The 24,553-nt window shown below is 42.5% G+C and carries 20 protein-coding genes; 12 read left to right on the top strand and 8 right to left on the bottom strand.

Annotation, left to right across the window (positions count from 1 at the left end):
- Positions 1–32: 32 nt before the first annotated feature.
- The 5 genes from V7L31_RS11720 to V7L31_RS11700 form a co-directional block, all read right to left on the bottom strand.
- Positions 33–1,304, bottom strand: a complete 1,272-nt coding sequence (locus V7L31_RS11720; RefSeq protein WP_334696377.1) for a lactate racemase domain-containing protein — start codon at positions 1,302–1,304, stop codon at positions 33–35.
- A gap of 127 nt (positions 1,305–1,431) precedes the next feature.
- Complete coding sequence (locus V7L31_RS11715) at positions 1,432–1,824, bottom strand: hypothetical protein (protein ID WP_334696376.1); 393 nt, start codon at positions 1,822–1,824, stop codon at positions 1,432–1,434.
- Positions 1,825–1,918: 94 nt separating this feature from the next.
- Positions 1,919–2,755, bottom strand: a complete 837-nt coding sequence (locus tag V7L31_RS11710; protein WP_334696375.1) for an SDR family oxidoreductase — start codon at positions 2,753–2,755, stop codon at positions 1,919–1,921.
- Positions 2,756–2,872: 117 nt separating this feature from the next.
- On the bottom strand, positions 2,873–4,300 hold the full coding sequence (uxaC, locus tag V7L31_RS11705; protein ID WP_334696374.1) for a glucuronate isomerase: 1,428 nt from the start codon (positions 4,298–4,300) through the stop codon (positions 2,873–2,875).
- A gap of 26 nt (positions 4,301–4,326) precedes the next feature.
- Positions 4,327–5,358, bottom strand: coding sequence for a LacI family DNA-binding transcriptional regulator (locus V7L31_RS11700; RefSeq protein WP_334696373.1), 1,032 nt, complete (start codon positions 5,356–5,358; stop codon positions 4,327–4,329).
- A gap of 191 nt (positions 5,359–5,549) precedes the next feature.
- On the opposite strand from V7L31_RS11700, the gene V7L31_RS11695 reads away from it, so the two are divergent.
- The 10 genes from V7L31_RS11695 to V7L31_RS11650 all read left to right on the top strand — a co-directional run bounded on the left by V7L31_RS11695 (position 5,550) and on the right by V7L31_RS11650 (position 18,424).
- Positions 5,550–6,059 (top strand): gluconokinase, encoded by a 510-nt coding sequence (locus V7L31_RS11695; protein WP_334696372.1) that lies wholly within the window; start codon positions 5,550–5,552, stop codon positions 6,057–6,059.
- A gap of 138 nt (positions 6,060–6,197) precedes the next feature.
- The gene (locus V7L31_RS11690; RefSeq protein WP_334696371.1) at positions 6,198–6,521 is read left to right on the top strand and encodes a DUF1815 family protein; all 324 of its coding nucleotides are present in this window, start codon (positions 6,198–6,200) and stop codon (positions 6,519–6,521) included.
- Between the two features lie 327 nt (positions 6,522–6,848).
- Positions 6,849–7,745 carry an inositol oxygenase family protein gene (locus V7L31_RS11685; protein ID WP_334696370.1) on the top strand — a complete coding sequence of 299 codons (897 nt, stop codon included), beginning with the start codon at positions 6,849–6,851 and terminating at the stop codon, positions 7,743–7,745.
- A 982-nt stretch (positions 7,746–8,727) separates the two neighbouring features.
- Positions 8,728–9,729, top strand: a complete 1,002-nt coding sequence (locus tag V7L31_RS11680; protein ID WP_334696369.1) for an ABC transporter substrate-binding protein — start codon at positions 8,728–8,730, stop codon at positions 9,727–9,729.
- A gap of 125 nt (positions 9,730–9,854) precedes the next feature.
- Positions 9,855–10,910: an ABC transporter substrate-binding protein gene (locus V7L31_RS11675; RefSeq protein ID WP_334696401.1), complete on the top strand. Its 1,056-nt coding sequence runs from the start codon at positions 9,855–9,857 to the stop codon at positions 10,908–10,910.
- A 420-nt stretch (positions 10,911–11,330) separates the two neighbouring features.
- Positions 11,331–12,887: a sugar ABC transporter ATP-binding protein gene (locus tag V7L31_RS11670; RefSeq protein WP_334696368.1), complete on the top strand. Its 1,557-nt coding sequence runs from the start codon at positions 11,331–11,333 to the stop codon at positions 12,885–12,887.
- The gene (locus tag V7L31_RS11665) at positions 12,884–13,882 is read left to right on the top strand and encodes an ABC transporter permease subunit (RefSeq protein WP_334696367.1); all 999 of its coding nucleotides are present in this window, start codon (positions 12,884–12,886) and stop codon (positions 13,880–13,882) included. The genes V7L31_RS11670 and V7L31_RS11665 overlap by 4 nt, the downstream gene beginning before the upstream one ends.
- Positions 13,883–14,091: 209 nt before the next feature.
- On the top strand, positions 14,092–15,492 hold the full coding sequence (locus V7L31_RS11660) for a sugar porter family MFS transporter (protein ID WP_334696366.1): 1,401 nt from the start codon (positions 14,092–14,094) through the stop codon (positions 15,490–15,492).
- A gap of 154 nt (positions 15,493–15,646) precedes the next feature.
- Complete coding sequence (locus V7L31_RS11655; RefSeq protein WP_334696365.1) at positions 15,647–16,693, top strand: Gfo/Idh/MocA family oxidoreductase; 1,047 nt, start codon at positions 15,647–15,649, stop codon at positions 16,691–16,693.
- Between the two features lie 117 nt (positions 16,694–16,810).
- Positions 16,811–18,424, top strand: coding sequence for an iron uptake porin (locus tag V7L31_RS11650; protein ID WP_334696364.1), 1,614 nt, complete (start codon positions 16,811–16,813; stop codon positions 18,422–18,424).
- Between the two features lie 132 nt (positions 18,425–18,556).
- Here the strand turns inward: V7L31_RS11650 and hpnI are convergent, their stop codons facing one another.
- The 3 genes from hpnI to hpnJ all read right to left on the bottom strand — a co-directional run bounded on the left by hpnI (position 18,557) and on the right by hpnJ (position 22,684).
- Entirely contained in the window at positions 18,557–19,768 is a 1,212-nt protein-coding gene (hpnI, locus tag V7L31_RS11645) for a bacteriohopanetetrol glucosamine biosynthesis glycosyltransferase HpnI (RefSeq protein ID WP_334696363.1), read from the bottom strand.
- A gap of 329 nt (positions 19,769–20,097) precedes the next feature.
- Complete coding sequence (gene hpnK / locus V7L31_RS11640) at positions 20,098–21,030, bottom strand: hopanoid biosynthesis-associated protein HpnK (protein ID WP_334696362.1); 933 nt, start codon at positions 21,028–21,030, stop codon at positions 20,098–20,100.
- A 199-nt stretch (positions 21,031–21,229) separates the two neighbouring features.
- On the bottom strand, positions 21,230–22,684 hold the full coding sequence (gene hpnJ / locus V7L31_RS11635; protein WP_334696361.1) for a hopanoid biosynthesis associated radical SAM protein HpnJ: 1,455 nt from the start codon (positions 22,682–22,684) through the stop codon (positions 21,230–21,232).
- 395 nt (positions 22,685–23,079) lie between these two features.
- On the opposite strand from hpnJ, the gene V7L31_RS11630 reads away from it, so the two are divergent.
- Positions 23,080–23,271, top strand: a complete 192-nt coding sequence (locus V7L31_RS11630; protein ID WP_292801525.1) for a CbtB-domain containing protein — start codon at positions 23,080–23,082, stop codon at positions 23,269–23,271.
- A 38-nt stretch (positions 23,272–23,309) separates the two neighbouring features.
- The gene (locus V7L31_RS11625) at positions 23,310–24,527 is read left to right on the top strand and encodes a hypothetical protein (RefSeq protein WP_334696360.1); all 1,218 of its coding nucleotides are present in this window, start codon (positions 23,310–23,312) and stop codon (positions 24,525–24,527) included.
- Positions 24,528–24,553: the final 26 nt, after the last annotated feature.

Raw genomic sequence — 24,553 nt, 5'->3', positions numbered from 1 at the left:
GGGCAAGATGCCCACCCCACAATATTAGATAATTATATTTCTTGGAGTTCCCTTAGACGGTACAGTATCTCGCCAGCCTTCGACACAAGTAAAATGCCTTCATCCTCTCGATTCGCCCATTCTGTCGGTTGAATGGTCGCCGGATCGCGATAGTTTAAGTTATGAGCAGCACAGCGTTCAGCAGAAATACCAGTCGCTAAAGTCACGCGAATTCGCGCTTGTTCTCCTTTTATCGGATCAAAAGTACCCATCCCTTTTAAGTGAGTACTATGTGCTAGCACTCCAGCAGGATACTCTTGAAATTTATCCCACTGTTTGAGAAAGTAATCCCGTACATGATAGCCAACTTCGGATAAAATTTCGCCGTGTGTATAGCTAAACTCGGTAATGTGAGGCGCATATATAATTACTTCGCCACCGTCAGCTACTACTGGCTCTAGCTTGTACATTCCTTTTGCTGCTGTCCAAATGTCATCATACATTTGGGGCATGATTGAAAGCACTTGTTTAAAAGGCCGATCTACATATTTAATATGCAGTTTAGCTGATAATTTTGCAGCGTCTTCCCAGGCTGACTCTGGTTTATCTATATAAAGTCCAGCTAGCTGATTTGTTTTGGGTGCGACTACCATCGCCAAACAAAGTTTTTGGGTAGAAATCAGGTTAGCGGCTCGGTTAATCAAACGCCGGACTGGTGTGATTCCTAGCGTACCAATAATTTCGTAACAAGTAATTAAAGCACCTAACCAGTGCGAGAGATTAATTACTTCTTGACCACCAATACCAGGGAAAAAATATTTATTGCCACCAGAAAAACCGACAACTTCATGGGGAAAAACTGGGCCGCAAATCACGATTAAATCGTATTCTGTTACCAGCTTATTAATCCGCACATCAACTGACTGATGCAGCATTCCACTACTAATTTCTGCTATCTCGTCTGCCGAAATTATTCCACAAGAAATAAAAGTATCTGGATCGTTCCAAAGATGGTTAAATATGCGAATTTTTTTAAAAGTTGTTTCTCGCTCCTCTGGTGTCACTCCTACTAAGTGATTGATTTGTTCTTCACTCATAGGATTATGTGTACCCAGAGCAATTAAAAAATCCAGAGCCGCTACCCTTTTACCCAACTCCTGATGAAGCAATCGAAACATTTGCGCGATAGGAGCAGTGCGGGTACTATCTGGAATTAACACCAAAATGCGCTGTCCATCTAACTTCTGGTCTGCTAAAGCTTGATGAACTAGCTCGGAAATTTGCTCATCTGAAAGTGTACCGTTATTTACGGCTAGTGAATACATTTTTAACTATCCTTATTATGAGAATTTCCTTAGTTGAGTAGCAGAGAATATGCTTAAAAAGTGCAAGTATTTCTGCCTATGCGTTTCATAAATCGCAAGTATTTTTACAGATGTTATTACTAATTAACTAAGATTGTGGCTGTAGCACGCCTATTACGCAAGGAATTGAATCAGATGCTATCCACTCATGACCCTCATAATACTCAACATGAGAGTGTGAACCATGTCTTGAGCCATCTGAGAAATTAAAACACTCTGCCAAAACTGCTAATTTTGATGCTTCTCCCTCTCCTTTCAGAAAATTAGCTGAAACTGAAAGTTTGACAGCACCTCTAGTCTGATAGATTGATAAACAATCAAGACGATTGTATGGTGCTGGATCAAAGTTAGTATCAGCCGGGATATCTACTTGTACCTCATGAAGCTGCAATAAATTCAAAATTTGATGTCGAATACTTCGCAGTTCTTCAGGTATACCAGTGATATAAATTTGGTCTTGTCCGTGGCGAATTTGAATCATCGAATTTTCAGATTAACTAGTAAAGAAACGATCTGTTAGCAAGTGGTTTATTCCGACGTAGACGCGTTAGCCGTTGGGCGTTATCGCAGTTAGTTTAAACTCCACTGTAGATACTAAATCCACCGTCTACCGGGACAACTACCCCGTTAACAAAACTAGAACCAGAACTACATAACCAAATCAAGGTGCTGAGTAATTCATCTGGTTTTCCGAAACGTCCGGCGGGGGTATGGTCAATAATTTTTTGCCCACGAACGGTCAAACTACCATCTGCATTTAAAAGTAAATCTCGATTTTGTTCGCCAATAAAAAACCCTGGTGCGATCGCATTTACTCGCATTCCATCACCATACTTTTGGGCGAGTTCTACAGCTAGCCAGCGAGTAAAGTTATCTATCCCCGCTTTTGCCGCCGAGTAGCCAACCACCCGACTAATCGCGCGAATGGCAGACATAGAAGAAATATTGACAATGCAACCGTGGGGCTGACTTCTTTCTACCATTGCTTGACCAAAAACCTGACAAGGTAAGAGAGTGCCAACTAAATTGAGGCTAACCACTTCCTCAAAAGCTGTATGTGGCATATCAAAAATAGTCGCATCAGGAGAAATTGTGGCAGCCGGAATATTACCGCCAGCCATATTAACCAAGATATCTATTTCACCCCAACGCTGTATAATAACATCCCTAGCGATTTCTAGTTGGGAGCGATCGCTAACATCTGCCACCACAGCCATACTTTCTCCACCATTAGCAGTAATCTCAGCCACCACCGCCCCCGCCCTAACTTCATTGCGACCCAAAACGACAACTCGCGCTCCAGCTAGAGCCAAACCCTTTGCCATAGCTCCACCAAGCACACCAGAACCACCAGTAACTACAACTACCCGCCCCGTCAAACTAAAAAGTTTACTCAAAATCAACTCAGCCATCAGCCATTCCCCCTCTCTGCGTACCTCTGCGCTTCCCTCCGCGCGACGGCAGTCGCTACAACGGGGGGAACCCCCGCAACGCGCTGCCTCCCCTTTGTGTTTAAATTCCCCCTCAATTCAATTCCCCTCAAACTTATAAGCAACCTTAGCGAGGTCATAAACCAAAGCACGAGCCATCTCATACCCCTCCTCCTCCGCAACCAACCCCCGTGCAACCAATCCAGCCAACCAATTACAAGCTACCCGCCGCCAGACATTGTGACGAGCCGGAATCGAAACAAAAGCCCGTGTATCATCATTAAATCCAGCAGTATTATAAATTCCCGCAGTTTCCATTACCTGATTGAAATAACGCTCCATACCATTTACGCTGTCATGAAACCACCAAGGCGGCCCCAGCAATACAGTAGGATAATGACCAGCTAAGGGAGCCATCTCGCGGCTATAAGCGCTTTCATCCATACCAAAAATGATTAAATGAAAGCGCGGATCGCTACCGTAAGCTGATAATAATGGGTGCAAATTGTGAGTCCATTCGATTTTTACGGGAATATCAGCACCTTTATCAGCTCCAAATCTCTCAAATAAAGCCGGGTTATGGTTACGCATCACACCGCAATGCATTTGCATCACCAACCCATCTTCCACACTCATCCGCGCCATTTCCATGAAGATATGACCGGTAAAATTTTCCACATCACCTGGATTCAGCTTGCCGGTTAATGCTCTTGCAAAGATAGCTTCAGCTTCTTGCTCAGAAAGGCGTGTGGTATAAGGTGTAGCTGCACCTTGATCGGTAGCTGTCGCACCCATCCTTTTAAAGAAAGCTCGACGTTCTTCTAAAGCTTGCACAAAATTGGCATAAGTGCTAATTTCTCTACCAATACTGCTTTCTAACTTGGTAAGATTTTCCCGCCAACCAGGAGCATCCAGATTAACCACTGCATCAGGGCGAAAAGTTGGTCTAATTTGAGTAAAACCTTCTTCGTGGAGCGATCGCTGATTCTCTAGGTTATCACTGGCGGCATCGGTAGTACAAAGCACTTCGATATTAAAGCGTTTGAATAAAGCACGAGGGGAAAACTCAGGTAAGGCTAACAAACCTTCTAGACAATCATAGATATATCTTGCGTTACGAGAATTTAAAGGTTCATCCAGCCCAAAGACGTTAGTTAGTTCCTCTTTCAACCACAACCCAGAGGGAGTACCCTGGAATATATAAAAATGGTCAGCGAACAATTGCCAAATTTTACGGTGGTTGGTTTCTCCTGGTGAACCATCATTGCTTGGTATGCCCAAAGCTTGCAGAGATACGCCCTGACTGTATAACATCCGCAATAGATAGTGGTCAGGGATAATCAGTAATTCCGTCGGCGAACCAAAACGGGCTGCGGGATTAGCTAACAAAGCTGGATCTACGTGTCCGTGTGGACAAACTAGAGGTAACGCAGATATGCTGTCAAAAAATTGATGAGCTAGTCGTCTTTGAAGTGGTTCTGGAGAAAAACAGCGATCGGGAGATAAACTCGGTTTTTTAGTTAACATAATTTTTGTATAAATTGTTTTAAGTTTTAAATTGTTAATAATGCTGCACTGCTACCACGCTTTAATAGAAAAGGAGATAAAACGCGATTTTCCACAGTTTTTTCTTCTATTAAATCGAGTAACATTTGCATGGCATAACCACCAATTTCTAACATTGGCTGACTAACTGTGGTCAGCGCCGGCGTAACGTAATTGCCCAAAGCAATACCATCAAATCCGACCAGACTTAAATTTCGTGGTACTAAAATACCTAATTCTTGGCAGGCTAACAAAGCGCCAACTGCAACCATATCGTTGTAACAAAAGATGCCTGTAACTTCCGCCGCCAATAGTTTAGCAAGCATATTTTGCCCAGTGGCAACATCGCTTCTTCTGATATCATATTCATCACTAATTGAAACCCAATCAGTATTTTGTGGGATACCAGCTTCCGCAAGTGCCATTTGATATCCTTCTAGGCGTTGCTGGTTTGACCTGCTGCGATCGCCTACACCCAGATAACCAATGGCAGTGTGTCCTAAACTAATTAGATGCTCTGTAGCTAACCTAGCACCTAAGCGATCGTCTATTTCTACTGAGTGAAATATTTCCGATTGATCTTCCGTCTGGCTATTAATCAGAACCGTTGGCATAGCAATTTGTGTGAGTTGCTTGATATGCTGCTTACTAATTCGTGAGTCGGCGACTAAGATCCCATCCACCCTACGGCGATGAAAAGTATCAATAGCTGCCATTTCCTGATCAAAATCTCGGTGTGAAGCACTCAATAAAACACTCAAGCCAGCTGGTCTGGCTATCTTCTCGATTCCCTCTACTACCTCTGCAAAAAAAGGATCTGAAATTGAAGTTACTACCACACCAATGGTATTAGTACGTTTATTTTGCAAGCTTTGAGCAATAGCATTCGGCACATAACTCATTTCCTGCGCCAGTCGCTTAATTTCTTCTCGCACTTTCGGGCTAATTAGAGCATTATCTCGCAAAGCACGTGAAACTGTAGAATGAGAAACGCCTGCTCTGCGGGCAATATCTTCAATGGAAATTCTTCGTTTATTCATTATTTTATCTTAGCTTTTAAATATTGCACACGTGTGCATTTGTATGTATTATAGAAAATAATCGTTATTTGTCAAGAGATTTTAATACAACTCATCTTTTAGATGTCAAAGAGTTAAAAGTCCTGACTTTTACCACTGTTCATAATTACAACTACAAATTCCGAATTAGTTAAACTTTTATTAAGAAAAAAATGATTATTATCGTCATGGGTGTATCTGGTTCTGGAAAAACCACTATCGGAAAACTGCTAGCAAACTCCTTAGAATGGGAATTTAGCGACGCTGATTCTTTCCACTCGCCAGAGAACGTTGAGAAAATGCGGTGCGGTATTCCTCTGAGTGAAGCTGATAGGATACCTTGGTTACAAGATTTGCAAATAGCTATTAAACACTGGCTACAAGAAAATAAAAATGTGGTGCTGGCGTGTTCGGCTTTAAAAGATAGCTATCGGCAATTTTTGGTATTAGATAGCGATCGCACCGCCAATGTCAAGGGCGATCGCATCAAGCTAGTTTACCTTAAAGGGTCTTATGAGTTGATTCAAATGCGGTTGCAAGAGCGTAGCAATCATTACATGAGTGAAAAACTGCTCGATAGCCAGTTTTATACTCTTGAAGAACCATTAGACGCTCTATGTATTGATGTTGCACAGCCACCCCAGATAATTGTCCAAAATATTAGAACGGCTTTGGAAATTTAGCTTATTAGTGACAACCGTAATATTAAGATTAATCACGTATCTACGAAAACATGAACTTTTGGCAACTAAATCACATCAGATGTAAGTCTAAATAGATATCAAAGTAACCACAGAGCTTAAAGTGGTAGGAGAAAACTAGTGTTTTTAAGATTAGCACAACAACATCGAGAATTCGTTCAAGACTTGGTAATGAGCCTGCAAGCCTTGACAATTATACTTGAGCGGCGTGGTTACACTGCGTCATGTTATACATGCGGCGACCAAATGAAGAGTGCTTCATTTATGGTTAGCCTCAGAGAAAAGCACCTGATTCGATTTTTAGTCTCTGATTACGGAATTACTTGGATGGAATTGTGGGACGATCGCGAATTAATGAAGTTGGAAGGTGCAGAAGCGATAAACCAACTGCAAGAGTTGGCTAATCTTGTCAAGTATTCTACTGCCATACAATTAATAAAATAATTAACGATTCCCTTGGCTGAATTCAAAAAAATTAACATAGTTTATGCACAGGTGTGTAAGACAAAAGATAAACTTATATTTAAAAAGGTTTATGCACACGTGTGTATAAACTAATAATCATAACCATTTTCAAAAATCAACATAGAGACATTTGTACGCTTCTACCCCCAGTCAATCATACACAGGTATCCAAAGACGAAAAGAAACTTAACACACATTTTGCACACGTGTGCAAAAATTAAAGAATAAGTCTAACAAAATTTATGCACACCTGTGCATAAAAATGAATGTAAAAGTATTATTTAACAAATCAGCAAGTAGGAAAATATGTCGCAAACTCTAAATCATGTAGTTGCTCAAGCTCAAAAAAATCCCTTACATTCCTTAGAAGAATGGGAAGAAGACTTACTGAATCGCTATCCCGATCCAGAAAACATAGTTAAAGAAGGTAAAACCACTGAAGAGTACAGAAATTACGAAGCGACTATTAGAGATACGGTAAAAGAGTTTTATCGGTTAAATCATATTAATCAAACTTATGATTTTGTACTTCAAAAAGAAAAAGAATTTTTGAAGTTTGATAAAAAAGAAATGTCTGTTTGGGATGCGGTCGATTTTTTGAATCAATTGGTTGATGATTCCGATCCTGATACAGACATGGATCAATTACAGCATCTATTGCAAACATCAGAAGCCATTCGCGCCGATGGTCATCCTGACTGGATGGTACTTACTGGCTTTTTTCACGATATGGGGAAAGTACTTTGTCTGTTTGGTGAGCCTCAATGGGCTACCGTTGGCGATACTTATCCTGTAGGTTGTGCATTTTCTGATAAAATTGTTTTCTCAGAATTCTTTAAAGAAAACCCTGATTATCAGAACCCCGATTACAACACTAAATATGGCATTTATGAGCCTAACTGTGGATTGAGTAATGTACATATATCATGGGGCCACGATGAGTATTTTTATCAGATGATGAAAAACTATTTGCCCGAACCTGCATTGTATATGCTTCGCTATCACTCATTTTATCCTCAACATCGTGAAAATGCTTATGAACATTTGATGGATAAACACGATCAAGAAATGTTTAAATGGGTGAAGTTATTTAATCCCTACGATTTGTATTCAAAAAACCCTATTCCTCCTGATTGGCAGAAATTAAAACCATACTATGAAGATTTGGTGGCTAAATATTTACCAGCAACGTTAAAGTTTTAAGCTGCTTGAAGAAGAATTCAGGAGTCAGCAATCTTGATGCGACTCGAAAATACTCGCTCTAAGCGTTCGCGGTAGCGTCTCGTAGAAAAGCCATGCCGCAGCCTTTACGCTGCGCTATCCACCAGTCATACAGAATATCCAACTGAATTCTGAATCCACCAGTCATACAGAATATCCAACTGAATTCTGACTCCTGACTCCTGAATTCTGTTTGATAACAAATAAATATGCTTGCCAAGCAGATTTGAGTTAATTTAAAAAATCTAACTAAAAGATATTTACATTTCTCAAAATCTGGCACTCATAGTCAAAATTCCCCCCACTATAACAATATCTTTCCTGAAGGAGATTGATTGAGAAATGTTAAAAACTTTAATATTGAAAAAATGTTGAATAGGCAAATTTATGTAGATACTTTGCAATGAATAATTTAGGTTATGTAGAGAGATTTCAACTCTTTTTTGTTTGTGAAGTTCAATAAAGAAAATTAATTTTTTCACTGGATGCATATAAAATGAAACAAGTCAAAACAAAGATTTACAAGTTTAATAAAACTAATTTTTGAAAGTTTCACGTAAAAGCTGTTTTCAGAGTACGCACTACTGAATTAATTTCACCAAAAAATAATGTGATTATTTGAAGTAGTGTAATATTCATAGCTTTGCTTTAAAAACAAAACATCTGGTTTCGTGAAACTAATAGTAATAACTCCAATTGTGTCAGATTAGAATCAATCCAGTTCAGAATGAGCAACAAAACACTTGTAGAGACGGCGATTTATCGCGTCTCGAAAACCCAAAAATGTTGCCAGTAGCCCTTAACCCAAGTGTATTGAAATTAGAAGACCTTTGGAGTTGAAATTCCAAAAGCTAGTAACATCACTAACCAGGTCTAAAGTTTTCAGACCTATATATTGTGATGACTCTACAGATTTATTGCTGACTTTTCTCAAATTTAAATACGTTGTTAGAAATAGATGAATATGAAGAGAATTGCGCTGATAGTTGGTATATTAGGTTTTGCGGTTGTTGGTTGCACAAATGGCGCTCAAAATAGCGACACTGCTACTAATAATACTAACAAGGCTACTAATATAAGTGCAGAGAGTCTTAGTAATCCAAATAAAAAATTGCAAACAATCGGTGTTGCTTTGGGTGACTTAGGCAATCCCTTCTATAATGCAGTGCAGAAGGGGGCTGAGACAGAAGCCCAAAAAATCGGGGGTAATATCAGAGTTAATTCGGTTTCCAGTGCTTTTGATCTGAACCAACAAAGCAACCAAATCGAAAATTTTACCGCTGCGAAGACTGATTTAATTATTCTTAGCGCTGTTGATAAAAAAGGAGTTAAACCCGTAATTGACCAAGCAAGGCTTGCAGGTAGGGTTGTGATTGCAGTAGATTCAGCCGTTGATGCAGATGTAGATGCAATGATTAGTTCCAACAATACCCAAGCTGGTGAGGTTGCTTGTCAATATATTGCCGATCGCCTCAAAGGTCAAGGTAGTGTAGTCATCCTCAACGGTACGCCGATGGACTCAATCAATCAGCGAGTGAGTGGCTGTGAGAAATCATTGTCCAAATATCCGAATATTAAACTCATCTCTAAAGACCAAAATGCCGAAGGGACAAGGGATGGAGGATTGAGAGTCATGAGTGATTTGCTGACAACCTTTCCCAAAATTGATGCCGTTTTTGCCACCAACGATCAAAGCGGTGTCGGCGCAGATTTAGCAGCTAGACAAGCAAAACGTAAAGAATTTTTTATTGTTGGGGTTGATGGATCGCCAGATGCAACCAAAGCAATGGAAGATAAGGATGGTGTGTTTGCTGCAACTGCTGCTCAAAATCCCGCAGGGATGGCTCAAAAAGCGGTTCAGATTGGCAACGATATCATTCAGGGTAAAAAACCTGAGTCACCGAATATTCTGATTCCAGTCAACTTGGTTACTAGAGAGAATCTTAGCAGCTACAAAGGCTGGTAATTCGTAATTCGTAATTACAAGATACGGAAAAAGACTTGATACAGGAAGATTACAGTATTTGACCCTGTTTTTTTAATACATCGTTTTCAAATTTGGTGTAAGTAAAAATGACTTCTAGGAAATATATGAATGTGAAAAAGATTGCGTTCACCTCTGGTGTTACGCTTCGCGTAATCGCAGCTAGCTTACTAGGTATCATGAGTGGTAGTCTTGTCGGCTGTACAAATGCTTCTCCCGATGGCAACACAGCTACTAACCCTGAAACCAAACCTGCTACCAATACCAGTGCAGAGACTCAAACTGCCACTGGCAATGGAAAATTAAAATCAGTTGCCTTTACCGTTGGTGATTTAAGTAATCCCTTCTTCGTCCTCATGGGACAAGCAACTGAGGCCGAAGCGAAGAAAATCGGCGGTAAGGATGTCAATGTTACCGTAGTTTCCAGTGCCTATGACCTCAACCAACAAGCTAATCAAATTGAGAATTTCACGGCTTCCAATACTGACATCATTATCGTCAATGCTGCTGATAAAAGTGGCATTAAACCAGCAATTGAAAAAGCTAAACAAGCAGGTAGAATTGTTATTGCAGTAGATACAGGTGCGGAAGGAGGTGTAGATGCCACCATTACGACTAATAATGTCCAAGCTGGAGAAGTTAGTTGCAAGTATATTGCTGACCGCCTCAAGGGTAAAGGCAATGTTGTCATAGTTAACGGGCCGCCGGTGGACTCGGTGATTCAGCGAGTTACTGGCTGCGAGAACGTATTGTCTAAATATCCCGATATCAAAATCCTCTCCAAAAACCAAAATGCAGAGGGTAGTCGGGATGGAGGACTCAGAGTTATGACTGATTTGCTGACAACCTTTCCCAAGATTGATGCAGTTTTTGCCATCAACGATCCGAGTGGAGTTGGTGCAGAACTAGCAGCTAACCAAGCACAACGTAAAGATTTCTTTATTGTCGGGGTTGATGGTGCGCCAGAAGCAATAACTGCGATCGCAGCTAAAGATGGTATATATGCGGCAACTGCTACTCAAAATCCGCGAGGGATGGCCGAAAAAGCAGTTCAAGTTGGCAACGACATCTTAAATGGGAAAAAACCAAGTAATTCAACCATCCTAATACCAGTTAAGTTGATCACAAAAGATAACGTCAGCACAGAAAAAGGCTGGAAGTAATAGAAATTGTGAATTTGCAATTGAAAATTATGTCTTTTGATATCAATCTTTTGGTGCATTTGTAAAGTTTTTGCACTTACTTAGAATGTCTGGCGGTTTTCAATTAAATTAATACCAAACCTCATCTTTGTTCCTGTCTTTTGTTTAATAGAAAGATGGGTTTAGAAAGAGGTTAAAACTCTGCTGCACCCAATTGATAACCGCTATGTATGTGCATCAGTGGAAAGTCTTAGTGTCTATTTATAGCACTTAGACTTTCCCAACAATCTCTATGAACTAACGTTAACAACAAAGGATGAAAATATCTCTTTACAACTCCTAGTCAGCTTTTAAAAAATGATTTTGCGATCGATCAAATATGAATTTATTAATTTCTAATTCACCATCGCGAATTTTGAATAGTTTTTACAGGTTTTGCTCATGACAACAAATATTGAAACCTCACTTTCTGATACACCAACTAGCACCCCAGTGTTAGAAATGCAAGGGATTACAAAACGATTTCATGGTGTATCTGCGCTCCAAAATGTTAATCTCACCATTTACCCAGGAGAAGTTCACGCCCTCATGGGTGAAAACGGAGCAGGCAAAAGTACATTGATGAAAATCCTGGCAGGGGCTTACATTGCCGACGAAGGAGAAATTCGCATCAATGGTCAACCCTTGAAAATTACCGATCCGGCGACAGCACGCAAATCGGGTATTAATCTGATTTATCAAGAACTGAATGTTGCACCGAATTTAACCGTTACCGAAAATATGTTTATGGGTAGCGAGTTGCGGCGAGGTCAGCTTTTAGACCGCAAAGCGATGCAACTAGAAGCAGAGGAAGTGTTGGAAAGTCTGGGAGCTAATTTTACCGCGCAGACTATAGTTGGTACTTTGTCCATCGCCGAACAGCAGCAAGTGGAAATTGCCAGGGCGCTGAAGGATAAAAGCCGCGTTTTGGTGATGGATGAACCAACAGCAGCATTGTCTGACCGCGAGAGTGACCATTTATTTGAGGTCATTCGCAAACTGCGGCGTGATGGCATTGCGATTATTTACATCAGCCATCGCATGGAAGAAATCTATGCCCTAGCTGACCGGATTAGCGTGTTGCGTGATGGTCAGTATATTGGCAGTTTGACACGCAGCGAAATTTCTCCCCAGCGATTGGTGCAAATGATGGTCGGTCGCTCCATGCAAGACTTTTACGAACATCAACGGCAAATGAATCCTGGCCCCGTTGTGCTGTCAGTCAGAAATATGAGCGATGCGCGTCATAAGATTGAGCCGACTAGTTTTGAACTTCATGCTGGAGAAATTCTCGGTTTAGCTGGGTTGGTTGGTGCTGGACGCACAGAACTATCCCGGCTGATTTTTGGTGCTGACCGTAAGGCTAGCGGTGAAGTATTTTTGAACGGCCAAAAACTGGAAATTAATACGCCCAGTGATGCGATCGCCGCCGGAATTGGCTACGTCCCTGAAGACCGCAAAGACCAAGGTTTATTTCTGGAAATGAGCGCCCGCAAGAATATTGCCATCAACACACTCAAACAGGATGCCAGGGCTGGAATTGTTAACTGGGCTTCGGTGAATCGGCTATCAACAGATGCAGTGGAAAACTTTAATATCCGCCTAGCCAATTTGGAAATTAGAGCATTGGATCTTTCTGGTGGTAATCAGCAAAAACTACTGCTAGCGCGTTGGTTAGCCATTAAACCGAGAGTGTTGATGTTAGATGAGCCGACACGCGGCGTAGATATCGGTGCTAAAAGTGAAATTTACCGAATTATGAGCGAATTAGCAGCACAAGGGGTTGCTATTTTAATGGTTTCCAGCGAACTATCGGAGATTGTCGGCATGAGCGATCGCGTCTTAGTGATGCGAGAAGGACAGCTGGTAGGCGAACTGGATGGCAGTCTTGGCAAAGAAATCACCCAAGAAAAGATTATGCACTACGCAACAGGAGCATCGGAGGTATTAGCATCATGAGTCAGACAGTCAGACCGCCTATCAATAAATCAGCCAACAATCCCGCATCCCGCAACCGGAAATCAATCAGCACTCTCTTGGAAGTTGCGGGTATTTTGCCAATTCTAGTAATTATCTGCATCTTATTTGCATTCCTTTCTCCCAACTTCCTCACCGGCGGTAACATCGTCAATATCTTGCGTCAGGCATCAATCAATATTGTGCTGGCAACAGGAATGACCTTTGTAATTCTCACCGGCGGTATTGACCTTTCTGTTGGGTCAATCTTAGCTGTTTCTGCTGTAGTTGCGTTGCTAGTATCGCTACTGCCGGCTTTAAGTTGGGCGGCCGTACCTGCGGCGTTGTTGGCAGGATTGCTATTAGGCTTACTCAACGGTGCGCTGATTACCTTCTTGGATGTACCACCTTTTATTGTCACCTTGGGTTCACTTACCGCCTTACGGGGTGTGGGCTTCTTGATTGCCAAGGGGACAACCCTGATTAACCGGGACATAAATTTTGCTTGGGTGGGTAATAGTTATGTCGGCCCTCTGCCGTGGCTAGTAATCATTGCGCTACTGACTGTAATTGCTAGCTGGTTTGTGCTGCGGCAAACTGTTTTAGGAGTGCAGATATATGCTGTCGGTGGTAACGAACGGGCAGCGAGATTAACTGGGATTAAAGTTAATCGGGTGTTGTTATTCGTCTATGGTATTAGCGGATTACTGGCAGGCTTAGGAGGAATCATGAGCGCCAGCCGTCTTTATAGTGCCAGTGGCGTATTAGGTCAAGGTTATGAATTAGATGCGATCGCAGCTGTTATTCTAGGTGGAACCAGCTTTACAGGTGGTATTGGTACTATTGGCGGCACACTTCTAGGTGCATTGATTATTGCGATTCTCAACAACGGTTTAACCTTGTTGAACCTATCTTACTTCTGGCAACTAGTCGTCAAAGGACTAGTAATTATTTTGGCAGTAATGATCGATCGGTTACGCAGACGTTCTAGACGATAAAAAAGAGGCAGGGGAGCAGGGGAGCAGAGGAGAAGTTGCAGTAAGTCTTTCCCCTCTGCCCCTCCGCCCCTCTGCCCCTCCGCCCCTCCGCCCCTCTGCCCCTCCGCCCCTCTGCCCCTCCGCCCCTCCGCCCCTCCGCCCCTCTGCCCCTCTGCCCCTCTGCCCCTCTGCCCCTCCGCCTCCTATACCCAATTCCCAATATATAAACTATGTCATCTACTACTATTCGTCGCAAATCCAACACCTTTTATGTGATTTTGATTGCTGGGGCTGCGGCACTCGGCGGCTTTCTGTTCGGTTTTGACACTGCTGTAATTAACGGCGCGGTTTTATCTCTAGCAAAAGCTTTTAACACCAGTAGTTGGGTGACAGGGCTGGCAGTGTCCCTAGCCTTACTAGGTTCTGCCGTAGGAGCCTTCTTTGCTGGACAGATTGCAGACCGTTATGGTCGAGTCAACGCAATGGTGGTCGCTTCGGCGTTGTTTACTATCAGTGCTATTGGCTCTGGGTTTGCCTTCACAATCTGGGATTTTATCTTTTGGCGAGTATTGGGTGGGATTGGCATCGGCGTTGCTAGCGTCATCGCGCCAGCTTACATTGCCGAATGTTCTCCCACTCATTTACGAGGAAGATTAGGATCTCTGCAACAATTAGCGATCGTAGTGGGAATTTTCGTCGCCTTATTGAGCGACTACTTTATCGCTACGTCAGCAGGTTCAGCAGACTCGCCATTTTTGTTTGGGGTTGCAGCTTGGCGCTGGATGTTTTGGACAGCAGTCCCACCAGCAGTATTCTACGGAATGGTAGCTTTAACAATTCCTGAATCTCCCCGTTATTTGGTTGCCAAAGGACGAGAATCTGAAGCTGTTAACGTTCTGACCAAGATTTTAGGGGGTGACGTACTGCCAAAAATCGAAGAAATTCGCCAGACAGTGCTTCGCGAACGCCAACCCAAATTTTCTGACCTCTTAAGCAGAAGTGGCGGACTCCTCCCCATTGTTTGGATAGGAATAGGCTTATCTGTATTACAGCAATTTGTTGGGATTAATGTAATTTTCTACTACAGCAGCGTTTTGTGGCGGGCTGTCGGATTTTCCGAAAAAGATTCCCTATCAATCACGGTGATTACAGGAGCCGTCAACATTATTACAACACTGATTGCGATCGCCTTCGTGGATCGATTTGGTCGCAAGCCCTTACTTATAGTAGGGTCGATTGGCATGACCTTGACCTTGGGGACGATGGCTTATCTTTTTGGCAATGCTCCCCTCGATGCTGCTGGGAACCCCAATCTCACCGGCAGCGCCGGGACTCTGGCTCTGATTGCAGCCAACCTCTATGTATTTTGCTTCGGCTTCTCTTGGGGGCCAGTGGTTTGGGTATTGTTGGGAGAAATGTTTAATAACAAAATTCGAGCCGCCGCACTTTCGATTGCTGCTGCCATACAATGGGTTGCGAATTTCGTGATTTCCACAACATTTCCTCCCATACTGCAATATTTCGGTCTAGGTTCTGCCTATGGACTCTATACAATTGCAGCAGCTACCTCATTCTTTTTCATTCTCTTCTTTATTAAAGAAACTAAAGGAATTGAGTTAGAAGATATGTAATTCGTAATTCGTAATTCGTAATTCGTAGTTCGTAAATTGTAGAGGAGGAGAGGTATTTTCTCTCCCCTTGCTCTCTCCTGCGATCGTATATCCACGAAACAAATATCAGACAACAACTAAATACAAACTCTCGCTTCAGTCAATCACGAAAAAGATGGAAACTATCAATACGGCTCTTTGTTCTTCTGGTTTATCCGGCATGGTATTTCATGCGCCGTTTATTGATTTGCATCCCGGATTTAAATTAGCCGGTTCTTGGGAAAGAAGCAAAAAGCTGATACAAGAACATTATCCCGATGTCAAAAGCTATCCTTCTTTAGAAGCATTACTAGCAGACGATCGAGTAATCTTGGTGGTCGTAAATACACCCACCTATACCCATTACGATTATGCTAAACAGGCATTGCTGGCAGATAAAAATGTAGTGGTAGAAAAAGCATTTACTACAACAGTAGCAGAAGCCCAAAACCTGAAAGAATTGGCACAAAAACAGGGTAAAAAATTATCTGTATATCAAAACCGGAGGTGGGATAGTGATTTTAAAACAGTCAAAAAAATTGTCCAAGCAGGTTTACTAGGTGATATTATTGAAGCAGAATTTCAATTTCAAAGATATAAACCAACCCTCAGCCATAAACAACACGTAGAAGCTCCAAGTCCGGGGGCAGGAACATTAAATAATTTAGGGCCGCACTTAATAGACCAAGCTTTGCATTTATTTGGGATGCCTGATGCGATTTTTGCAGACATCCGCATCACTAGGGTGCGATCGCAGGTAGATGATTATTTTGAGTTGATACTATACTACGACAAACTGCGCGTCAAATTAAAAGCAAGCTTCCTTGTGCGTGAACCTGCGCCAGCCTATATCATACATGGCACGAAGGGTTCTTTTCTTAAAAGCAGATCCGATAAGCAAGAAGAGTATTTAGTAGCAGGGATGAAGCCCAACACACTTGATTGGTATACAGAGCCGGAAAGTGAATATGGCTTGCTGCATACAGAAAAAGACACCAAAATAATTCGAGAAAAAGTCAAAAGTTCACAAGGTAGCTATTTAGGCTATTACGATGCCGTATATAAATCTATTGTTAATAATCAGCCAATTGCTGTTACCGCCGAAGACGGAATTAATGTAATGCGAATTATAGAAGCAGCTATTAGAAGCAGCAAAGAGCAAAAAGTCATAGCATTGCTTTAAGTGACCTAAAACCTTGGCTCAAAATATATAGATTAGCTCGTAATTTGAAAGCTTTGATTCGAGTGTAATCTCTTACGTTACCAAGTCAAAATTCAACCATCTTCAACTAATAAATCAATGATCAAAACTCTTTTTTATAGTTTTTTTCTCCTATTTTTGGCAATTCCAGCAGTTTGGGCAGCACCTCCAGAAGATAACTCTAAGGCAGCCGATACGAATAGAAATTTGCAAGGACAAGTCAATTCTGTTTCTCAGTTTTCTGATGTACAACCAACCGATTGGGCATTTGGTGCATTGCAATCACTGGTGGAACGCTACGGCTGTATTGCAGGTTATCCCAATTCTACCTATCGCGGAAACCGCGCCTTAACCCGTTATGAGTTTGCCGCAGGTTTAAATGCTTGTTTGGATCGGATTAATGAGTTAATTGCCACAGCTACTAGCGATTTAGTTAATAAGCAAGATTTGGCAGTGCTGCAAAAGTTGCAGCAAGACTTTGCCACAGAATTGACAACTCTGCGCGGACGAGTGGATACGCTAGAAGCACGAACAGCAACCCTAGAGAAACAGCAATTTTCCACCACTACCAAGCTGAATGCTCAAATTATTACCGCCATTAGTGATACCTTTGGTAATAGAGTCGGTGGGGTACGCGATCAATCCCATCTCTACTTTTCAAATCGGGGTCGTCTCAACTTTGAGAGCAGTTTTACTGGCAAAGATTTATTGCGAGTCCGGTTAGAATTTGGCAACTTTGCGAATTCCAATGGTGCAAGCCAAATTGCCGCAGCTACAGGCACAGGGATGACACGCCTCAACTTTGATTATGACAGCAACGAGACACTTTTTGTCCCCCACATCCGTTATTACTTCCCAGTCAGTGATTCTCTTAACTTCGTTGTTGGGCCTACAGGCATTGGTTACACCGACATTTCAACCACCGTCACTCCCCCCACAATTGCTGATGATGGTAATGGGGTTCCCTCATTATTTGGATCATATAGTCCCTTATTCCGGCGAGGTGGCGGTGGTGCAGCCGCTAACTGGAACATCACCAAAGACTTGGTTCTCACTTTGGGCTATTTAGCAAACAGTCCCAATGTGCCATCGGGGAGCAACGGGTTGTTTGATGGCGGCTACAATGCCCTAGCGCACTTAGCCTATTATGGTAAGCAAGGAGCAATCGGTATTGCCTACTCTCATGGCTATAGCCCTGCTGGAGTAATCGATCTCTCTGCTGGGACGGGTAGCGTCTTGTCAAACGCCCCCTTTGGCAACAACATTGCTACTTCCAACGATATTGTCGGCACACAGGGATACTATCGCTTCTCCCCGAATTTCCAAGTCCACGCTTGGGGTGGATATATTTGGGCAAATGCCAAGAGTTCTGGTTTGAGTGATATTTCTAATGGTAGGGGTGGAACAGATTCTCTATTTGTGAACAATGGTGACAATGCCAATGTCTGGTTTGGGGCGATTGGTGTGTCCTTTCCCGATGTGGGTGGTAGAGGCAATCTGCCAGGAATTCTCTTTGGTATACCACCCCATGTCTCTAACAGTGATGTCCGTCAAGAACGAAACAACGCTTATCATATCGAAGCATTTTATCGTTATCGTCTGAACGATAACATTTCAGTGACTCCTGGTTTTTGGGTGATTCTCAACCCAGGAAATGATAGTAGAAATGATACGCAGTATGTGGGTGTGCTTCGTACAACCTTCGATTTTTAACTCTAATAGCAGAAGTCCCACGCCTCATTAGACGGAGTGTGGGATGAATGCGCGTGAGTACATTCGTAAGGGTACGGCATTGCCGTGCCCCTACACATCGCGATATGCACATCTGAATGGGAACTGCTATAACTAACTAGTCAAAACCTTAATTGATAATTGATAATTTTTATCTTCTTGTAATAATAGCTTTCCATTTTTAGTTAGCTTGAGTTGCTGCCCACGCCACTCTATAGTGTTGCCAATAAAACCAAAACACCAAATAACAAAGCTTAATAAGTCGCACCCAGGAACGAGCCACAGAAATTTTTTGACTATTGGATCTTTCAAACTAATAGTACCAACGATCCAAGCCATCAGTAATCTTGTTGCCCAACAAATACATAGTCCTAACCATCCTACTATTGAACCACCAGTAGCAATCAGCAGCAGCAAACTGGTGACAACACCATAGGTAAAAATTAGTCCTAGATAACCCCAAGGACGAGAAACTCGTTTACCACGCGCCCAACGAATCTGTCGCCTGAGAGCATCAACTAAGTTGTTGCTTATCTGTACATGTTCAACTATGTAGTCGGAAAGCACAACTTTGTAACCGGCTTGTACAGGTAGATAGCCAAGTTGGAAATCATCTGCCAGATAATCAGCGATCGCTTCAAATCCACCAATGGCTTTTAGTACTTTTTTCGGGATGACAATAGTGGAACCAAAAGCATATTTTACACCGTTTTCCTTCAGATGACTGACAAAAACTCCAGCATGAAACTCAGTCGTAGTAATAATAGCCTCTAATGTCGATATCCATCCTTTAGCTGAGGAGCGATACATACAAGTAACTACACCCACGCTTTCGTCTTGTAACGGTTGGACAACTCTTTGCAAATAGTCTCTTCCAACTCGGATGTCGCTATCAGCAAGGACTAGAATTTCGTATTTAGCTTTGTCTACGGCATTGGCCAAGTTGCTAACTTTGAGGTTTGTACCAATGACGCGATCGCTTACAATCAGCAAAATATCCAAATCTGAAAAATTGTGGATGATTTTATCTATAACCTCTATGCAAGGGTCTTGAGAGTTTTGAACTGCAAAGATGATTTGATATTCTGGATAGTCCTGCTGACAAAAGGAGGCTAGGTTTTTATAAGTATCACTATCTAGTCCACAAATGGGTTTGAGGATACTCACAGGTGGATGGAAATCTAGATCAATTGGCTGGGGAGCAGCAAAAAAAGTGATTGCTGCATAAATTGCATAGCAATAAAACAAGATCGATGAGAAGCATAAAACTAGTAATAAATCAATGAAAAGCAGGTGAATATTTGTTAAGAAGGTAGATACAAACATAAATATTGATTAGCAGGCGGCTAATATTAGCATTTTCTAGATTCCTTGCCGATAAATTTAAGATTTTTTTATGTAGGTTAAATGAAATTGGGATGACAAAGTGATTACTTTAGAGAAATTTTACTTTTAAATTTTCACGAAATATTTTTAGCTGGCTTAATTATTTCCGAAACTATCTGAATCAAGTACAGATAGTTTTAGGATTAATTATCATTAATTAAAGATTTTGGAAAATCAAATTTAGGCACTGAAAAATAAAAAAATATCCATTAAATCTTGTGGGGTGGGCAGGCAAGATGCCCACCCCACAATATAGGAAATTGGATAATTTATTTCTTGGAGTTCCCTGAGATGGTGCGTTCGGATAGGAAATTGTGGTTGGTAATTTCAAAGCCATTACTCACGAGCGCTTCGCGTACCTTACTACTTAACAATGCAGCAAGTTCTGCTTCACCTGCCACTAGTTCTTCATTTAAAGAATCGTCGTGAATTGCGTTGACGTTGGCGTAGCCTCTCCAAGAGTTGCCCAACCTAGACATCGCTGGGTGAGAGTAAATCTCCACCAAGTTTGCCTGAATTTGGGGTATCAACGCAAGTAAATATTCCTCTGTAATGCCACTAGTTTGCAATAAACCGTAAACTCTTTGAGTAAAACTAATACCTTGGGATTCTAGCAGCTTCTCACCATAGCGACGTAGTCTGCCAAATACTCCTGACCAAACTAGCTTTGTCAATAGATGACTGCGATTAACTCTCAAGGTCATTCCTAGTTCCTCACTAGGAAGACGAATTACTTTAATATCAAATTCTGGTGCTAAGTCAACCAAAATACGCAAGACAACCGGATGGACATGCAAATGCAAATGTCCATCCACATGAGAAAGAGACAAACCAGTAGAACGGTATTTTTCTAACTGGGCGCGAATTTCTTGCCGCAGTTCTTGACGGGCTTCCTTGACAAATTGATAGCGCAACCCGGCGAAAAATGGACTGTTGGAAAAGTTACCTTGTTTGTCAACTAAATGGGGAATTTGCTCTGGTGGTAAGACAGAACGTCCACATATCAACACAAGATGTAGTCCAACAGCTAGATTTGGATTGGTCTTTGCCAAAGTGACAGCCTCTTTTGCAGCATCAGCGCTCACCATCAGGCTGGTACTAGTTAGCACTCCTTCTTTGTGTGCTTTGATAATTGCTTGATTAACTCCTTCAGATAAACCAAAGTCATCACCGTTGATGATGGCGAAACGCTGTGCTGGCATAAGTTTTGAATTTTTAAGTTAAACGGGCGGTTAGAAACCGCGTCTATACAAACAAAAGCTACCGATCCTGGGTTTCAAACCCTTAATTTGACTTTAGTCCGCGGAGACGGACAATGCCTGTGTAGCCGCGTACTCCTGCAAAGAAGCAAGCTATACGCAGTGTGCCGCAGGCAATTCTATGAGACTGTTGGCGAATTGACTAACCAATAACTACTGATTCTGCTTTCGCAGTTGCTTGGGTGCGACGGTCTTTTAAGTATGAGAAAAATTCCCGTCCTTCACGCAAGCGGCGCACTAACATTTGAGGATCGGTGAGCATTTCGCCAACAATTGGGATAATCGCTCTGGGACGGAAGTAGAACTTTCGATACATCTTCTCAACTGCATCTTCAATCTCAGCACTGGAGAGATTTGGATATTGCAGTGTAGACATTTGAATTCCTGAACTAGCAACTAAGGAAGTGTTGCTAAACCAATTATTTTCTTGTGCTTGACGATAAAGTTCTGTTCCAGGATAGGGAGCGGCAATCGAAACCTGAATTGTATGCGGACTAATCTCGCAAGCAAACCGGACTGTTTCTTCTATTGTTTGTGGCGTTTCGTCGGGTAAACCAATGATAAATGTGCCGTGTACGGTAATGCCAAGTTTATGACAATTTTCCATAAACTTCCGCGCTACTTCTAACTTGATTCCTTTCTTAATCCCATCTAAAATTTGCTGATTGCCAGATTCAAATCCGACTAAAAGTAGGCGTAAGCCATTATCGCGTAGTTTTTTCAGGGTGTCATAGTCGAGATTTGCGCGAGCGTTACAACTCCAAGTCAGTTTGAGTCGCCGCAGATGTTCACTAATTGCGATCGCACGCTGTTTGTCTATAGTAAAAGTATCGTCGTCAAACATATATTCTCGCACCTTGTCGCCAAAGATGGCTTTGGCTTCTTCCATCTCGCGCCCAACTGCTCCGGGGCTTTTAGTGCGGTATAAATGTCCGCCAATTGTTTGTGGCCAAAGGCAGAAGGTACATTTTGCTGGACAACCCCGCCCAGTGTAAAAGGAAATGTATGGATGCAGTAAGTAGCCAATAAAGTATTTAGTAATATCTAAATCACGGTGATAAATCGGCAAGACACTGGGCATGGAATCCCAATCGTGAATCAAGGGGCGGTCTTCATTATGACGTATATTACCCTGGCGATCGCGGTAACTTAAACCTGTGATTTCTTCCCAAGATTTGCCCTCGGCGATTTCTTTGCAGGTATAGTCGAATTCGTGACGACACACAAAGTCAATGATTGGGTTTTCCAGCAACGTCTGTTCTGGTAAGACTGCTACGTGCGCTCCAATCAGGCCAATTTGGACATTAGGGTTTTGAGCTTTGATTGTCTCGGCACACTTCACATCATTAGCCAGTGAAGGCGTGCTGGTGTGCATGATAATTAGCTCGTAATCTTGAGCAATTTTGATGACATCTTCTACTGTTTGCTCGTGTGGGGGTGCATCAATCAGCTTGCTACCAGGTACAAGGGCTGCGGGTTGTGCCAGCCATGTCGGATACCAGAAAGAGGTAATCTCGCGCTTGGCTTGGTATCGAGAACCTGCGCCACCATCAAACCCATCAAAGGAAGGAGGACTGAGAAATAAAGTTTTCTTCACAGGTATATTTCCTTCATAGTTCGGAGGTTCTACTTAATACTTCTTTAGGATAAAACCTAAAGGGCAGCAGATGCGATCGCAGTCCTAAATTTTTTTGCTAATCCCTAATTGGCTTGTCTAGGGAATTCTTTCTGAGTGCAGTTGTCCAGTTAGTCATACTTTTGACATAAGATTGCAATACCTTTGTCATTTAGATAGGTTTTACTAAACCTTACGTCGATGTCAATATAAGTAATTTTCATGAATGACAACGAAATAGCTGGCTCAGTATGCTAAGACGGCTCATACAGAGTCTTATTCATCTGTTTTCAGTCATTTACCGTTCACTGCTGGCTGTAGAAGTCAGAATGCCTACCGAATCAACCATTAATATCGTTTTATCTGCGAGGTACAAAATGACAGTTCAATCTTCTAGTTCGATTCAGCAACAAGTCACCAGTCAAGTACTATCAGTGCCTGTACAATCTGCGCTCTATATTGCACTGTGTTCTTTGACTCTGTGGACAATTTATTTCACTACATACCCCGCTATCCATGACACGACTCATACTCTGCGTCACCACACCCTGATGGTGAGTTGCCATTAGTTGATTGAGTCAATGATTAGCAGGAGTGAAGAAATCAAATGACCTTATTTAAGTGGTCTAAGCCGATCGGTGCGATTTGCGCGATCGCAATTATCCTGTATGGTTGGATCGGACTTGCCCAATCTCCTCAACCATCGGTGCGGCTAACAACTAATCCACCGATTAATCAGGTTCGACCTCTTGAGGCTGAAGCCACTACAGTGTTGGGATCGGGGCACTACAATCCGCCAGTGCAGCTGATGCTGCAAGCCGTAGATGCTCAAGGGCAATCTTTAAAGGATGCCAAAATCCACTTGCAATTGTTCACCCCTCCTAAAAATCCTTGGTTCACAACAGATTTTCCGATCGTCGAAGGGACAAAGTTGCTGGATATTGAGGGCAATGCCCCAACAGGGCAGTTGCAGGTTCAACAAACCCTGCCGATCCGGGGAACGTATCAACTCCTAGTAGCAGTTACTCCGCTTGTTGCCAATGCGTTTGAGCCGATTCAGCAAACTCTGACACTGACGCTGCCTGAAAATCCCTTAAAGTTTCGCTACTTTGGCATCCTGGTTGTGATTTTGCTGGCAGTTGGACTACTAGGAGGTTGGGTGATTGGGGGCAGACAACCGATTCAACCGGGAGAAATTGCCCCGCAACAGGTGCGATTGTTGTTGAGTGGATTGATTGTAGTAGCGATCGCTGCACTCCTCTGGGTCAACATCAGCGCTGAATTTGCCGAATCGCACCATCCGATGTCAATGCCAGGTATGGGAGAAGAAGTTCCATCCTCTGCTAAACCCACCAAATTGCAGTCTCAAGGACTTTATATGCAATTATCGGGTGACAAAAGTGCAACGGTGGGTCAACCTGCCAAATTGCAGATCAGCGTCAGCGATCCTAAAACCAGCCAACCTGTGACAGATGTAGTGTTGAAGGTAACAACCACCCAACTCGAAAATAATTGGGTGGCGTTTGCTTATGAGGGGACTCCAGACAGCAACGGAAAATTGGTGTGGGAGCAGGAATTTTTTGACGGTGCCCCCCATAGCGTTGTTGTCGAGGTCGCGCCGCAAGCAAACGCAAAAGAGCAATTTCAGCCATTCCAAGTTGCAGAGAATATTCCAGTTGAAGGTGTCGCTCCGCCGATGGCTGTCCGGTTGATTTCACTGACTTATTTCACCGGAATTGTGGTAATTGGTTTGCTGCTGGGACTGTGGCTGCGACACAGGCAGACTCCGCGCACCGGATTGACTTGGAAGCGTAGTGTTTCGTAAGTCAGTATCGACCATTCGGTTGTAAC

Origin of the sequence: Nostoc sp. (assembly GCF_036916655.1) — a bacterium.
Classification (GTDB): domain Bacteria; phylum Cyanobacteriota; class Cyanobacteriia; order Cyanobacteriales; family Nostocaceae; genus Nostoc.
Note: the sequence above shows the minus strand (reverse complement) of the source record. Positions and strands in the feature narration are given on the sequence as shown.